Origin of the sequence: Streptomyces sp. NPDC101151 (assembly GCF_044768335.1) — a bacterium.
GTDB lineage: Bacteria > Actinomycetota > Actinomycetes > Streptomycetales > Streptomycetaceae > Streptomyces.
The window spans coordinates 423,390-436,368 of record NZ_JBIWPP010000001.1 but is presented as its reverse complement, the minus strand read 5'-3'; the positions used below and the strand labels follow the sequence as shown (position 1 = coordinate 436,368).

11 protein-coding genes, 2 tRNA genes and 2 pseudogenes are annotated in these 12,979 nt (G+C 69.8%); 8 read left to right on the top strand and 7 right to left on the bottom strand.

What is annotated here, in order from left to right:
* Window positions 1-402: 402 nt before the first annotated feature.
* From ACIRU3_RS02080 to ACIRU3_RS02070, 3 genes are all read right to left on the bottom strand, one after another.
* Complete coding sequence (locus ACIRU3_RS02080) at window positions 403-2,418, bottom strand: SpoIIE family protein phosphatase (RefSeq protein WP_404050010.1); 2,016 nt, start codon at window positions 2,416-2,418, stop codon at window positions 403-405.
* A gap of 614 nt (window positions 2,419-3,032) precedes the next feature.
* Window positions 3,033-3,794: a calcium-binding protein gene (locus ACIRU3_RS02075; protein ID WP_404050007.1), complete on the bottom strand. Its 762-nt coding sequence runs from the start codon at window positions 3,792-3,794 to the stop codon at window positions 3,033-3,035.
* Between the two features lie 285 nt (window positions 3,795-4,079).
* Window positions 4,080-4,622: a nuclear transport factor 2 family protein gene (locus ACIRU3_RS02070; protein ID WP_404050004.1), complete on the bottom strand. Its 543-nt coding sequence runs from the start codon at window positions 4,620-4,622 to the stop codon at window positions 4,080-4,082.
* A gap of 445 nt (window positions 4,623-5,067) precedes the next feature.
* Between ACIRU3_RS02070 and ACIRU3_RS02065 the strand changes: the two genes are divergently transcribed.
* From ACIRU3_RS02065 to ACIRU3_RS02055, 3 genes and pseudogenes are all read left to right on the top strand, one after another.
* Complete coding sequence (locus ACIRU3_RS02065) at window positions 5,068-5,475, top strand: DUF6234 family protein (RefSeq protein ID WP_404050001.1); 408 nt, start codon at window positions 5,068-5,070, stop codon at window positions 5,473-5,475.
* Between the two features lie 164 nt (window positions 5,476-5,639).
* Window positions 5,640-5,687 (top strand): annotated as a pseudogene (locus ACIRU3_RS02060) (hypothetical protein); the annotation flags it as partial.
* A 67-nt stretch (window positions 5,688-5,754) separates the two neighbouring features.
* A pseudogene (locus tag ACIRU3_RS02055) lies at window positions 5,755-5,799 on the top strand (hypothetical protein); the annotation flags it as partial.
* On the opposite strand, the gene ACIRU3_RS02050 reads toward ACIRU3_RS02055, so the two are convergent.
* The gene (locus ACIRU3_RS02050; protein WP_404050567.1) at window positions 5,796-6,185 is read right to left on the bottom strand and encodes a hypothetical protein; all 390 of its coding nucleotides are present in this window, start codon (window positions 6,183-6,185) and stop codon (window positions 5,796-5,798) included. The pseudogene ACIRU3_RS02055 and the gene ACIRU3_RS02050 sit on opposite strands and share 4 nt — an antisense overlap.
* 242 nt (window positions 6,186-6,427) lie before the next feature.
* On the opposite strand from ACIRU3_RS02050, the gene ACIRU3_RS02045 reads away from it, so the two are divergent.
* The gene (locus ACIRU3_RS02045; protein ID WP_404049998.1) at window positions 6,428-7,477 is read left to right on the top strand and encodes an LAETG motif-containing sortase-dependent surface protein; all 1,050 of its coding nucleotides are present in this window, start codon (window positions 6,428-6,430) and stop codon (window positions 7,475-7,477) included.
* Between the two features lie 137 nt (window positions 7,478-7,614).
* Here the strand turns inward: ACIRU3_RS02045 and ACIRU3_RS02040 are convergent, their stop codons facing one another.
* On the bottom strand, window positions 7,615-9,273 hold the full coding sequence (locus ACIRU3_RS02040; RefSeq protein WP_404049996.1) for a penicillin-binding transpeptidase domain-containing protein: 1,659 nt from the start codon (window positions 9,271-9,273) through the stop codon (window positions 7,615-7,617).
* 297 nt (window positions 9,274-9,570) lie between these two features.
* Between ACIRU3_RS02040 and ACIRU3_RS02035 the strand changes: the two genes are divergently transcribed.
* A complete protein-coding gene (locus tag ACIRU3_RS02035) occupies window positions 9,571-9,783 on the top strand; it encodes a hypothetical protein (RefSeq protein ID WP_404049994.1) in 213 nt (70 codons plus the stop codon).
* 24 nt (window positions 9,784-9,807) lie between these two features.
* Here ACIRU3_RS02035 and ACIRU3_RS02030 read toward each other — a convergent pair whose 3' ends face one another.
* Window positions 9,808-10,464 carry an SDR family oxidoreductase gene (locus tag ACIRU3_RS02030; RefSeq protein WP_404049991.1) on the bottom strand — a complete coding sequence of 219 codons (657 nt, stop codon included), beginning with the start codon at window positions 10,462-10,464 and terminating at the stop codon, window positions 9,808-9,810.
* Between the two features lie 321 nt (window positions 10,465-10,785).
* The gene (locus tag ACIRU3_RS02025) at window positions 10,786-12,051 is read right to left on the bottom strand and encodes an amidohydrolase family protein (RefSeq protein ID WP_404049988.1); all 1,266 of its coding nucleotides are present in this window, start codon (window positions 12,049-12,051) and stop codon (window positions 10,786-10,788) included.
* Between the two features lie 397 nt (window positions 12,052-12,448).
* Here ACIRU3_RS02025 and ACIRU3_RS02020 point away from each other — a divergent pair.
* From ACIRU3_RS02020 to rpmG, 3 genes are all read left to right on the top strand, one after another.
* Window positions 12,449-12,521: transfer RNA gene (locus tag ACIRU3_RS02020), tRNA-Thr, on the top strand.
* A gap of 46 nt (window positions 12,522-12,567) precedes the next feature.
* Window positions 12,568-12,640, top strand: a tRNA-Met gene (locus ACIRU3_RS02015).
* A gap of 90 nt (window positions 12,641-12,730) precedes the next feature.
* Complete coding sequence (gene rpmG, locus ACIRU3_RS02010) at window positions 12,731-12,895, top strand: 50S ribosomal protein L33 (RefSeq protein ID WP_003948671.1); 165 nt, start codon at window positions 12,731-12,733, stop codon at window positions 12,893-12,895.
* The last annotated feature ends 84 nt before the right edge of the window (window positions 12,896-12,979 follow it).

Sequence of the window (12,979 nt, the reverse complement as noted above, 5' to 3'; positions counted from 1 at the left end):
CGGGCAGACCTCCCCGGGGTGCGCTACAGCAGCGAAGTACAGCAACCTCCGCGCCCACGATCGACCGTTACCGAACCCGAGCAGCCGACTGACATGCCTCGCAGACCTCAGTGACCGCCCCTCCCATAGTTCGCATCGAGGGGCCCGAGGCACGGTGGCAGCCCCGTACCCTTCGCGTGCCCGCTCCGGCGGGAAGCCACGGGAGCGCTGCGAGAGACGGTTCGGGCCGATCTCCATCACGCTTGGATGTCTTCGCCCACCGAGTCGAGTTGACCGTCGGCGCAAGAGCGGTCAGCTGCTGACCCGGCTGAGACTGCAAATTCACCGACCTCATTTCGAGCCCGCCCCGCTCTCGCTCTGCTGCCTGAGTCCGTCCTGTCGTACGCCGCCGAGGCAGGGCGTTCACCGGGGGATCGAGGTGCCGACGCGGGCGATGAGGAGGGCGATGTCGTCCTGCGCGGGGGTTGGGGCGAGGCGGTTGATGAGGGTGTCGGCCAGCTCGTCGAGGGACGGATGGGTACCGGCGAGGAGGTGGGTGAGCTCCTCCAGGCGCTCATCGAGGTCGTGCTCTCGGTCTTCGACGAGCCCGTCGGTGTAGAGGACGAGCACGGTCCCGGGAGCGACGGGGATCTCGGTGGTCGTGTAGGAGATGCCACCGATGCCGAGCGGTGCGCCGGGGGGCAGGTCGATGAGGCGGGCAGTGCCGTCGGGGGCGATCAGGGCAGGTGGGGGGTGTCCGGCCCGAGCGAGCCAGCAGCGGTTGGCCGCGGCGTCACACACGCCGTACAGGCATGTGGCGAGGATCTGGCCGTCGAGGTCCTGCATGGTCTGATCAAGGTGGTGCAGCAGCTGGTCGGGGGGCAGGTCCAGGCGGACGAGAGCGCGGAGTGTGCTGCGCATCTGCCCCATGACGGCGGCGGCGGCGATGCCGTGCCCCATGACGTCGCCGATGGCCAGGGCGGCCTTGTCGGGGGTCGTGGCGGCCACGTCGTACCAGTCGCCGCCCACCTCACTGGCGTCGGAGGCGGGCAGGTAACGGTGGGCGATCTCGATACCGCCGGGGGGGTTGAAGCTGCGGGGCAGCATGCTTCGTTGCAGCGTCAGAGCTGTGTCGTGCTCGCGGGCGTAGCTGAGGGCGTTGTCGATTGCCACGGCGGCCTTGGCCGCGATTTCCTCGGCATCGGACAGCTCGTCCTCGCCGAACGGGCTGCGGTTCTCCGCGCGCCAGAGGCCGATCGCACCCACGAGTGCGCGCCGTGAGTACAGCGGGGCGGTGATCAGCGAGTGCATGCCGTAGTCCAGCAGTTTGCGGGCCTGGTGGCCGTGATGGGCCTGCCATACGGAGGAGGTACGAAGGTCCGGTACGAAGGTCGCGCTCGCGGTCGCGAGGGCGATCTGTGAGTCCACAGGGTCGAGAGGGGGGTCATCGCGGACCCCACCCAGTGCGACGCGGCGAGCCCATGCGCTGTGGCCGGCGAGCGGCTCGTCGACGAGCAGGACGGGCAAGGCCAGATCGACGGTGACGAAGTCGGCGAAGCGTGGGATCAGCACGCGCACCAGTTCCTGTGCGGTCTGCTTCGCGTCGAGAGTCGTGCCGATGACGATGCTGGCTTCGTACAGCAGTCCGAGGCGCTCGTGAGCGTGACGTGCCTGCTCACGACTCTCCTCAAGTGAGCAGGCCATGGTGTTGAACGCTGTCCCGAGCTGCCCGATCTCGCCCCTGCCGGCTTCGGGCATCCGCACGGCGAGGTCGCCGTCAGCGAGCCGAGTCGCCACGCCGGCCGCCTTGCGGACCGGCCGGACAACGGCCCGTATCACGTACCCGGCGAAGGTCGCGATGAGGAGTATCGAGCCGGTAAGGCCGATCGACGCGGCCACGACCGCTCCCCGGGCGTCAGCGTTGGCCGCGCTTTCACGCGCCGCGATCAGGGCTTCCTGTGTCGAGCCGTACCGGTCGAACTGCTTCCTGAGTGCGTCGACGCGCTGCTTCCCTTCCAGCGTCGCCGCCACGCCGTGGGCACGGGGATCCCCTCGGCTCGCAGCCGCGACCAGCGGAATCGAGTAGTCGTGGATGAGGGACTCGCCGGCCTGCCTGATTTGCCGGGCCAGTTTCTTCTGGCCGGGGGTGGTACTGAGGCCCACGAGTTGCTTTGCCTGACCGGAGAACGTGGTCCGGGCGGTCTGCCATGGCTCGAGGAACTGCTTCTCCCCCGTGATGACGAAGCCGCGCTGGCCTGTCTCCAGGTCGACGATGAGTCCCTCGACCGTCCTCGCCTGGGCGAGCGCCGTCTGTGTGCGGCGACCGGCAGCCGTCGACTCGCCGAGCCCGAGGATCGACCAGAGCAGCATGGTGAAGGCAAGCCCGATCAGTAGGGCGAGCAGCCCACCGGCCACGGTGGTAAGCGGCACCAGCCCCACACGTGCGCGCCTCTTTCGTGGACCTGGCATGCGCATCCCCTACCCTGCGCACAAACCGGTGGTTGAGTCATCAGCAGGGCGGTCTCGCGGTGAGCTCCGTCCCCTTGAGTCTAGGTTGGGTGCGCCGGACCTGCCGGGAGCGGTTGCAAGGCTGCGGTCGGCCGCCTGCCGACTCGTTTCCCCAGGTGTCCCCCGGTAGTGCCTGCATCAGAGAAGGCGCAGGTCGCAGTGCGTGGGCGGAGCCCGCTGTAAAGCTGCCGGCTCAGCCTTCCCAGGTTCGAATCCTGGCGCCGCCACACGGACCCTTCGTCAGCCCCTTGGAGATCAGCGCACCGTCTCACGCCGTCTCGTGTTCGAACGCCCCGTCTCGAAGTGTGTGGACGGGGCGTGGACGGGATTTTCGGCATCTCAGCCGCGTTGGCCCGGTCGAGCGGAGATCTTGCCGGGCTTTCGCCGGCCCGCGCCGCGGTGGGAATGGAGGGCACTACGCGGCGCTGCGCTGGTCGCCCCCGTCGGAGCACACGGCAATGAGCGCTTGGAGGGGGCGCGGATTGCCGTCTCGACCCGCCGAATCCCGGCTGCCGCCACCCGCGGCCGGTGTCGGCGTCCACTGATTACTTGGTGTCGACGTAGTCGCCGGCGGCAGTGGCGGAGGCCGTCGTGGTGGTGCCCGCGAAGGTGTAGCGCCAGTAGCCGTCGCTGGCAGCGGCGACGGTGGTCCTCAGGGTGCCGGTGCTGCTTGTGGCGACGGTCTTGACCGTGGTGTAGGTGCTGGTGCCCGCCTTGCGGAACTGCAGCTTCACCGACTGGTTGGCGTACCCGTGATACGCGTTGTCGTCCCAGTTGGCCCGGCTGAGCTTGCCCGTCACGGTCAGCGTCGTGCCCTTGCGTACGGGTTCGGGCGAGGCGTCGGTCGTGAGCTTGGCATACCGCTTGACGTAGAACTTGTCCGGGAAGTTCTCCGTTATGACGTCGTGGTCCTTGGAGCTGATGTCCACGTACGCCCGCCAGGCCCCGGCCTGCGCGTTCTCCAGTCCGTAGTGGCCCGGGTCCATGACGTAGCTCATCGAGCAGGTGGCGGTGGTGGCGTTGACGGCCTTGCAGCCCAGGTTGTCGTGGTAACCGAAACCGGTGGCGGTTGCTGTGCTGAAGATGTCGGAGTAGGCCGCGTTGATCCCGGAGCTGTCCGTGGCGGTGATCGCCAGGATGAAGGTCTTCTTCTCCGTGGTGCCGACCACGACGGACTTGCCACCGTTGAACGACACCTTTGTGATCTTCAGATCTCCGTTGCCGGTCACGGCCTCGGCGGCCGGACCGCTCAGAGCTGAGAGCGCCACCGTGCACGGCAGCAGAATGCCGACAGCAAGTCTGCGCATGAAACCCCCCACAGGGCAGGCCCACCGTCCTGATCCATGACGGTGGGGTGAACAGGTGTGCGGAGTGTAGAGGCACGCGCCCAGGCCGATTTCGGCGGGGCGGCGATAGACGTTGACCTGTGCGTGCACTGTTCCGACCGTCGAGTACGCGGTGATCGACGCATGGCCATCGGCCAGTGGGCGAGCGTCGGCGCAGCGCGGGCGGAGCGGGCCCGAGCAGGAGCGTCGCCCGCAGTGGAGCTCGGCAGTGCAGCGACCGGCTGTCGGTGAGGGCGGTGCTTCGCCCTAGGACGGCGGCCCTGCGGAACGCTGTGCCAGTTCGTTGAACCCGGTGCCGGTGTCCATGACGGTGACCTGGTCCTCCACCAGGGGCAGTTGCGCGGCGAGGGCAGGATCGACCAGGCCCGTCTGGGCGAGTACGGCCGCCTGGTCCCAGTAGATGTGCTCGCTGTCGATGGCGCCGTCGTGGAAGGCCACGATCGCCACGAGGGGGATCCGTACCGCCCTGCCGGTCGGGCTCACGCCGGGGAGGATCCAGGGGACCTCCATGTCGTGAGTGAAGGACACGATCAGCTCGTCGACGATCCGCTCATCCCCGACAGTGCGGGAAACCGATCGCAGATCGAAGTCGGAGGGATTGCGGCCGATGAACCAGCGGGCGTAGAAGTCGGAGACCTCGCGTCGTCCGCTGGCGCCCATCGCGGTGGGCACATGGAGCACGGTCGGACGGTCGGTCATCGTGCTCATGGTGGCCTGCAGGTCCAGGTGCACGAACTCGCCGTCCGTGTGCGCCGCCCAGCAGCGCTCCATGGCCGCGTGGTCAACCATGAGGATCTCCTCGGGACGGGCCTTCAGTATGTGGGCCGCCGTGTCCGCCTGCTACCGCAGCCCACCAGGCCAGGACCCAGGTCCCGGTGTCGGCGGAGCCGGGGACCCGGACCGTGTCCTCGAGGCGGTACTGGCGGTACTGGCGGTACTGGTGGAAGCACACGGGATCTCCGGCCGCCACCCGGCGCCGAGACCCGTCCCGCCTGAGCCGCGCGGAACTCTTGGCGTCGGCGGTTTGGTCCCCGCCCTTCGGAACTCGGCGTGCACCTGGAAACAGGACGGCCGGATCGGGCGGGAGCGGCACGTGCCCGCGCCGGCACGTCGGGGGCGGATTTCCCTCAGCCGGAGCAGGTCCCACCCTGGCCAGTGCAGGTCGCAATATCAACGCAGGGAACCTTGACCACTGTTGGCGCGTGCCATGAGCCGGGTGTGAGTACGGGTGCTCATGACACCGCGCGACCGCCGGGGTGAAAGTCGCGGGGTGAATGCAGAAGCCGAACGTACCGGTAAGGGCGTGGCCATGGCCTTGGCTGCCGTCGAGCTGGCGGCCCTTGTTCTGATCTGGCTGTCCTGGGTTTCGTCGTACTGGTCGTGGGATCCGCAGAGTTACGGCGATCCACCGGGCCCCTACCTGCAGAAGGCCGCGTTCGTGCCGGCCGCCGCCTTGGTTGCCGCCGTCGTGGCCGGAATCCGGCGCGTACGCGTGGTCGCCGTTGGCCAGGTCATCATGGCCGTCGTCATCTGCGGGATCTTGATCGTCGCGAAGGATGCCGGAGAGCACGCTTACGAGACCTCCTACCGGGACGCCTGTCACGCTGGTGTGGTCTGTGACGCCCCGCCGTCCGCCCGGTGAGCCGTTCACGGAACGCGGCAGCAACCTGACCGGCAGCGGTCCCGTTTCCGTGGCATGGGGCAGCCCCGTTTTGTGAATGCCAGGGAACGGCCCGCCTCCTGGAATCGCGCGCGTGAACGATCCTGTCGGCGCCGGTACGGCTGATCCACTACGGACTGAACAGGGTGAACGTGGACCGGGTCCACGCCGGCGACTGCTGGGCGGCGAAGAAGAGCGGCCGGTGCCGGCCGGTCACCCGCGAGCAGGCCGCTCGACGCACTCCGCCAGCAGGTACCGGCGTGCGTTCACTGCCGGCCGGATACGGAGCTGGGCTGCCTGGACTAGTCGTGTGTGTGGTCGGCGCGGTCGGTGTGGTCGCGGTTGTTGCAGGCGTCGTCCACATCTTGACCGGTCCATGGCGCGGCCACGGGGACGAGCGCGAGCGCCTGCTTGCAGAGGTCGGCGGTGGAGAAGTGCCGGTAGCCGGCGACATTGATGCCGCGGCCGAAGTCGCCGCCGTTGTCGGCGTGGGCTGGGGTGGCGAGCGCGAGACCGGCCATGGTGAGCGCGGCGAGCGCGCTGGTCTTCTTCATAACCGGGTCAACGACATCGGATCGGACCAGGTCACGCCGCTGCTGCTCGTCCGGCGGTGGGGTGGTGGTCGACGGTGCGCCGAGCCGAGCCGAGCCGACCGGCAGTGAACTTTGTCTTAATATGATCGGTTCCGGCAACTCCGGGGTCTCCCGGGACGGTTGCCCGGTTCGGGTGCCGGACGGGTGCCGGATGGGCGCCTGGCGGGCGCCGGCCGTGGTGCTGGTCGAGCCTGTCCCACTCCCCGGCTTCCTCCCGCGCTACGCGCCACACCGAGCCGGCTCACGTCACCTAAGTGTGATGTGAATTCAAGACAACCATTTTCGGATGCTGCGGGTCGTCATTGCGTACGCTTTCGGCCACTCCTGCCCCCGAGGTTCGCATGAAGCTTCGCCGCTCTCTGGCTCTCGCCGCCGCGACGGCCGCCATTCCGGCCGTCCTGCTGGCGGCGCCGCTCGCCCATGCCACGGACGACGACGGCGGGATTTCGCCCACCGTCAGCGAGACAGCACCCGCCAGCGAGCAGTCCACGCCCGCTGCCGACGACACGACGCCCGCCGCCGAGGACACCCCCCCGGCCGCGGACGAGACGACTCCGGCGGCCGACGACACCACGCCGGCGGCCGCCGAGAACGTTCCTGCCGCCACCCAGTCGGCTTCCCCCAGCGTCTCCGCGTCGACCTCGGCATCCGCCACTCCCTCGGCGTCCGCGTCCGAGTCGACGGGTCCGTTCGAGTGCGGCAGCGAGGAGCCCAAGGTCGACAAGGACCTGCACACCAGCCTCTCGGGCCTGCCCTCGAAGATCGTCGCGGGCAGCGGCTTCCACGGCTTCCAGCTGAAGGTGAACAACACCGGGGACCGCTCCTACCAGCGTGTCGACCTCGGTGTGTTCGCCGCCCAGACGGACCTGGACGACTACTTCATCGACACCAGCCACCTCACCCTGCAGTACGAGGACCCGACCTCCGGCAAGTGGGTCGACATCTCCCTGGACGAAAACGACGAGGGCGCCGGCTACCTCGGTTACACCGACGTCAAGGCCCACGAGTCCTTCTCCATCGACCTGCGCCTGGCCGTGGACAAGACCGCTCCGGCCGGCCTCGGCTACGCCATCAGCATCGGCATGTACGCAGACGACGAGGGCAACTGCGTCTTCTCCGGCGACGACAGCTTCTACGAGTTCGACATCCTCAAGGCGGGCTCCGCGCCCGGCGAGCCCGGTGACGCCAAGCCGCAGGGCGGCAAGAAGCCGCTGCCGAAGCAGCCGTCCGGCAACACGAAGATCGAGCCCCAGGGCCACCTCGCCCAGACTGGCTCCAGCTCCGCACTTCCCATGATCGCCCTGGCCGGCGGCGCCGCGGTGGCTGTCGGCGCCGGCGCGGTGTTCGTGGTGCGCCGTCGCAAGTCGGCAGGACCGGGTGCCGCGGTCTGACAACGGCTGGCCGCTCCCCTGAACGCAAGGTCCGCGGGTCCGCGCGTCCGCCAGTGGCGGACGCGCGGACCCGCGCCCCAGGGGATTCGGCGATCAGCTACCGGTGAGGAGCCGGTCGGCTGCTGATCAGCTACAGATCAGCTGCTGGTCAGCAGCCGCCGGACGACGTATCCGGCGGAGTCCACGCCGGAACTGCCGCCCTCGACGAGGGCCGCGACCGAGACGCGGGAGTTGTAGGCGGTCAGCCAGCCGTTGGTGTGATCCCCCTCCTCCGCGGTGCCCGTCTTGGCGCCGACACCCGCCAGCCCGCCGAGCCGGGGAGCCGCAGTACCGCTGGTGGCCACGCTGCGCATCATCGACTGCAGATATCCGGCCGTGCGGGCGGAGATGGGCCGGGGCGCGGTGTCCTGATGCTGTCCCGGCAGGATGACCGGCTGTTCGAAACCGACGTTGCGGACGGTCGCCGCCACGGACGCCATGAACAAAGGGGTGGCCGTGACCTTGCCCTGGCCGATGAACTGAGCCGCCTGGTCGCCGCCCTGGACGTCCGGCGGGATGCTCGGGTCGGTGGTGGCGACCCCGCCGCCGATGGACCAGTTGCCCATGCCGAAGACGTTCACCGCCTCGTCGTGCAGGGCGGAGGCGTCGCCGTCGTGCACCAGGTGGTGGAACCCGTCCTTGATGAAGGAGGTGTTGCACGACACGGTGAACGCCTGGGCGAGGGAGGATCCTGGGTTGGCCCTCACCCCGGGGTCGTTGTGGAACATCTGGCTGTTGGCCATCAGTGAGTCGGTGCACGGCGCAGGACTGCTCGCCGTGAGGCCCGCCCGGTCGAACAGGGCCGCCGAGGTGATGATCTTGATGGTGGAGCCCGGCGACTTGATGCCGTTGATGGCGATGTCCCCGTCCGCGCCCGTATGCGCGATCGCCAGAATGCGGCCGTTCCTCCAGTCGAGCGCCACGGTCCCGGCGGGCATCCCCTGAAGGTGGGAGTCCTTCACCGCGTTCTCGGCCACCGCCTGGAGGTGCGCGTCGATGGTGGTCCTGATGACGGGCGCCCGCCCCTCGGTGAAGACCTTCAGTGTCTCGACGCCCGCGCCGCCGCCGTCGACCACGGCCACGCCCGTGCCGGTGCTGCCACCGGTGGGCCTCGCGTTCTGGCGGATCGTCGTCGTGATGTCCTGCAGGGACGCGAAGGCGGAGAGGTCCGTCTTCCCGTCGTTCGCGACCACCTTCACCGCGTTCGCGCCGGCCGGAAGTCTGCCCGCGGTCAGCGACTGGCCGTCTCCCAGGCCCGGATAGAGCACCGAGTTGTTCCAACGGACCGCGAGCAGGCCGTCCGTGCTCTTCAGCACCGCCACCGCACTCGAGTAGCTCCAGGTGCCGCCCGCGACCCGGGCGGTGACGTCGAAGGTGACCTTGGTGGCGCCCCGCGTCACCGTCGACGGTCCCTCGGAGAGAATGTGATCGAACGACAGCTTCTTCAGGTGCAGGCCGTGCGTGTACTCCCGCAATGCCTGCGACGCGCTGTCCGGTTGGTCGGTATCGCTTGCCGCGCCTTCGAGATGCTGCCGGGACCAGCTGTCGAGGAACGCACGAGCCAGTCCGACCGCTTCGGCGTCCGACGGCGGCGTGCTCGACATCGTCGCCGGGTCGAAGCTGCGCGCGGCCTTCGGCGTGCCGTAGCCCGCGGGATCAGCGGTCAAGCCGTGCACGATGTTGTAGGTACCGATTCCCCCGAGGGCGAGCAGTGCGGTGCACGTACCGGCGAGGCCGATCTTCACAGCTCTGTTCATGCACCGGATCGTATGTATGTTCCATGTAGGTGTGTGCCGGGCTTCGGTGGATCGTTACCGGACCGTCAGCCGGTGCCGGGGCGTCGGCGTCGACGGCCGTGTCGGGTCACCCGTGAAGAGCTTCACCGAGGCGGGGAAAACGCACTGTCAAAGACGCTGCTTCGGTCGCCTTCGACCAAGGGGAGTTGCCCGCAGAGTCCCTTCGTCTGCGGAAGGGATTCCGCTCCTGCGGACCTTGCTTCGCAACTCAGAACGTGCGCGCCTTCGTTCGGGCAGGCAACGGGGCACACTGACGGCATGGCCTCCCGTCGCAGAACCTGTCCTGTGTGCCGTCGCGAGATCGCCGTCGTCGCGGGGCGCTTCGCGCGGCACGACCCGCCCGGGGCGCGCGAGGGCGGGGAGCTGGTCTCGTGCTCCGGTTCCCGGCAGCAGGCCCAACTCGGGGCGGTCCAGTCGGCGTTGGACGGATATACCGTGCCGGACTTTCCCGGGCAGCTGCCTCTCTTCTGACGGGTGAACGGCCGGCGGCCGGCCTCAGTTCCCGGCGACCGACTTCACCGCGACCGACACCGGCGTCGACCCGCTGATCAGCTCCAGCGTCAGACCCGCCGTCGCCGAGGTGTCCACCAGCTCGGCCAGGACGGCCGCCACGTCGTCCCGGGGGATCGGGCCGCGCCCGGTGTGGGCCTCCAGGCGGACCAGACCGGTGCCCGCGTCGTCCGTCAGCGCACCGGGGCGCAGGATCGTCCAGTCGAGGGCCGCCTGCCGGGTGACGTGCGCGTCGGCCTCGCCCTTGGCGCGCAGGTACACGTCGAAGACGTCGTCGCCCTTGTGCGCGGGGTCCGCGCCCATCGAGGAGACCATCACGAAGCGGCGTACGCCCGCGCTTACGGCCGCGTTCGCGAACAGCACCGCCGCACCCTTGTCCACCGTGCCCTTGCGGGCCGTGCCGCTGCCCGGGCCGGCGCCTGCCGCGAAGACCGCCGCGTCCGCGCCCCGCAGATGCGCCGCGACCTCCTCCGCCGAGGCGGACTCCAGGTCGAGCACGACCGGTTCGGCGCCGACCGCTCGCAGATCGTCGCTCTGCTCGGCCTTGCGGATGATCCCCGCGACCTCGTCCCCGCGCGCGGAGAGCAGCCGCTCCAGCCGCAGCGCGATCTGACCATGACCACCAGCGATGACAATGCGCATGATTCCGACCGTACGCCCGAAGAGGTGCGACCGCTGCGCAAGTTAAGGCCGGGTCGCGCCGTGGCGCACCGCGACTCCAGGGCGCCTTGGCGTACGGCCAGGGGCGCGCAGACATGAACACGCGCCCCTGACCCGAAGCGCGCGCCTCGGACGGAGACGCTCGCTCCGCACGGAAGGCCACGGCGCCTCGGATCGAAAGCACCCGCCTCGGACGGGAACGCCCGCCTCGGATGATCGCCGGCGTCCCGGACGAGAGCCACCACCCTGTCCGAGCCCCAGTCCCAGATGACCGCCCGCGCCCCGGGCAAGAGCCCGCGCCCCTCAGGACAACTCCTTACGCCCCTGCCTCGGCAGTCCGAGCTCTGCTGCCGCCGCCGAGTTGCAGTACTCGCGGACCGCGCTTGTGCGCGCCACCACCCGCCCCCGGTGCACCACGATCCGGCTGTAGGCGAGGGAGAGGGCGCCGGAGAGGCAGTCGCCGCGTACGGCGAGGAGTTCGGCGGGGAAGCCGGCCTCCACGCGGACCTCGGGCAGGCCCAGGACCGCGCGGGCCGAGGCGCTCACCGCGTCGTAGGCGTCCTCGGGGCGGAGCCCGTGGGCGGAGGCGAGGAGGTAGGCGGCCTCCAGGGGGTCGCCGCGGCCGACGGGGTTCGAGACGTCCCGGAGGGCCCCGCTGCCGGCCGCCACCCGCACCCCGGCCGCGCGCAGCAGCCGTACCGGGGCCGCGCCCCGCCGCTCCGTGCTTCCGCAGCCGCCCTGGGGCAGGCACACCACCGTCACACCGGCCGCCGCGAGCTGGTCCGCGAGCCGGGTGGCGCCCTCGGTGGGCAGGCGTGCGAGACCGGCGCACGGGCCGACCGTCACGCCGGGGCGAAGACCACCCGCCATGGCCGCGATCCGGGACAGCCGGGCCGGGTCGGCGGCGTCCGTGTGCAGGTCCACCGGGCAGCCGTGCTCCGAGGCCACCTCCAGCACCGCCTCCACATAACCCGTGGGATCCGGGTCCACGTCCGGGCAGCCGCCCACCACGGAGGCGCCCATCTTCACCGCGTCCCGCAGCATCGCGAGCCCGTCGGCCCCGGCCGCCCCGGTCAGCAGGCGCGGCATCGCCACCGTCGTCAGCTCCGCGAGCCCCCGCAGGGAGCGCCGGGCATGCAGTACGGCGCCGAGCGCGCCCAGGCCCTGGACGTCGCCCACGCGCACGTGCGTGCGTACGGCGGTCGCACCGTGGCCGAGTTGGAGCAGTGCCGCCTCCGTGGCCCGGCGCTGGACGTCGTCGGGCGCGTACGAGACCGGTCCGGGGGGCTCGGCGGAGAGCGCGGTGTCGCTGTGGGCGTGCGGTTCGGCCGGGGCCGGGAGGAGCAGATAGCCCCCGAGGTCCACGCGCGCGGCGCTCTTCCGGGCCGGCCCCGGCGTCAGGCTGCCGGCCGTGCCGACCGCCTCGATCCGCCCGCCGCCCAGCCGTACGTCCACGGTCCGGCCGTCCGTGAGCCGCGCCCCGCACAACAGCAGGGCGGCCGGGTCGCGCTGTCCGGAGGACCCTGACGAGTTCGACGACGGGGGCGGCTGCGGCTGGCTGTCGGGCATCGGACTCCAGGGGTCGGGCCGGGGGCTCGGGGCAGGGCCGTGTGAGGGGCTCAAGGCCGCTAGGGACTCAAGGCCGCTACGGACTCAAGATCACGCAGAGTGAGTCGAGCCTAGGGTGGCGAGCCGTGCGGAGCGCGGAGGAGCGCAATAGTCGTACCGGCGTGGTCCGCCCCTGGCAGTACACGTGTCACTCGCCGGTATCACCAGCGCTCACGTGCGTGTGCAAGGCGCGCGCCGGTCGTTCATGACCCGCCTCCGCACGCGCGCGTGCCCGCGTCGCAGCGGGACTCGGGAGGCCGCCGGGAGACCCGGTAACGGCCGGGGAAGGGGCCTTCGACGGGTGCCCGGATACGGATTTGGGTGAACGGCGGCGGACCGTGTAATGTCTTCATCGCTCGCCCCAATAGCTCAGTCGGCAGAGCGTCTCCATGGTAAGGAGAAGGTCAACGGTTCGATTCCGTTTTGGGGCTCTGGTGTGAGAGGTCCCCGTCGCGAGGCGGGGTTCGATCTCATCAAAGCGGTGTAGCTCAGTCGGTAGAGCAAGCGGCTCATAATCGCTGTGTCACCGGTTCAAGTCCGGTCACCGCTACTGACAGTAGCCGATTGCGGGGTCGGTCCTTCGATCGGCTACTCTTTCTTGCGTTGAATTAGTCCATCCGTTCGTCTTAGGAGCACTCACGTGGCTGCCACCGACGTCCGCCCGAAGATCACGCTGGCCTGCGTGGAGTGCAAGGAGCGGAACTACATCACCAAGAAGAACCGGCGTAACAACCCGGATCGTCTTGAGATGAAGAAGCACTGCCCGCGTTGCAACGCGCACACCGCGCACCGCGAAACGCGATAAATCAGGCTCGTACGTGAGGCCGCCCCCGCAAGATGGGGGGCGGCCTCACGTCGTTTCACACGTGGCTGAGACCAGACACGTTGC

What these genes read in the sequence shown, in the direction of transcription:
- ACIRU3_RS02075 (WP_404050007.1), bottom strand. Translation starts at nt 3,794, where the DNA reads ATGCGCAGACTTGCTGTCGGCATTCTGCTGCCGTGCACGGTGGCGCTC.
- ACIRU3_RS02070 (WP_404050004.1), bottom strand. Translation starts at nt 4,622, where the DNA reads ATGGTTGACCACGCGGCCATGGAGCGCTGCTGGGCGGCGCACACGGAC.
- ACIRU3_RS02065 (WP_404050001.1), top strand. Translation starts at nt 5,068, where the DNA reads ATGACACCGCGCGACCGCCGGGGTGAAAGTCGCGGGGTGAATGCAGAA.
- ACIRU3_RS02045 (WP_404049998.1), top strand. Translation starts at nt 6,428, where the DNA reads ATGAAGCTTCGCCGCTCTCTGGCTCTCGCCGCCGCGACGGCCGCCATT.
- ACIRU3_RS02040 (WP_404049996.1), bottom strand. Translation starts at nt 9,273, where the DNA reads ATGAACAGAGCTGTGAAGATCGGCCTCGCCGGTACGTGCACCGCACTG.
- ACIRU3_RS02035 (WP_404049994.1), top strand. Translation starts at nt 9,571, where the DNA reads ATGGCCTCCCGTCGCAGAACCTGTCCTGTGTGCCGTCGCGAGATCGCC.
- ACIRU3_RS02030 (WP_404049991.1), bottom strand. Translation starts at nt 10,464, where the DNA reads ATGCGCATTGTCATCGCTGGTGGTCATGGTCAGATCGCGCTGCGGCTG.
- ACIRU3_RS02025 (WP_404049988.1), bottom strand. Translation starts at nt 12,051, where the DNA reads ATGCCCGACAGCCAGCCGCAGCCGCCCCCGTCGTCGAACTCGTCAGGG.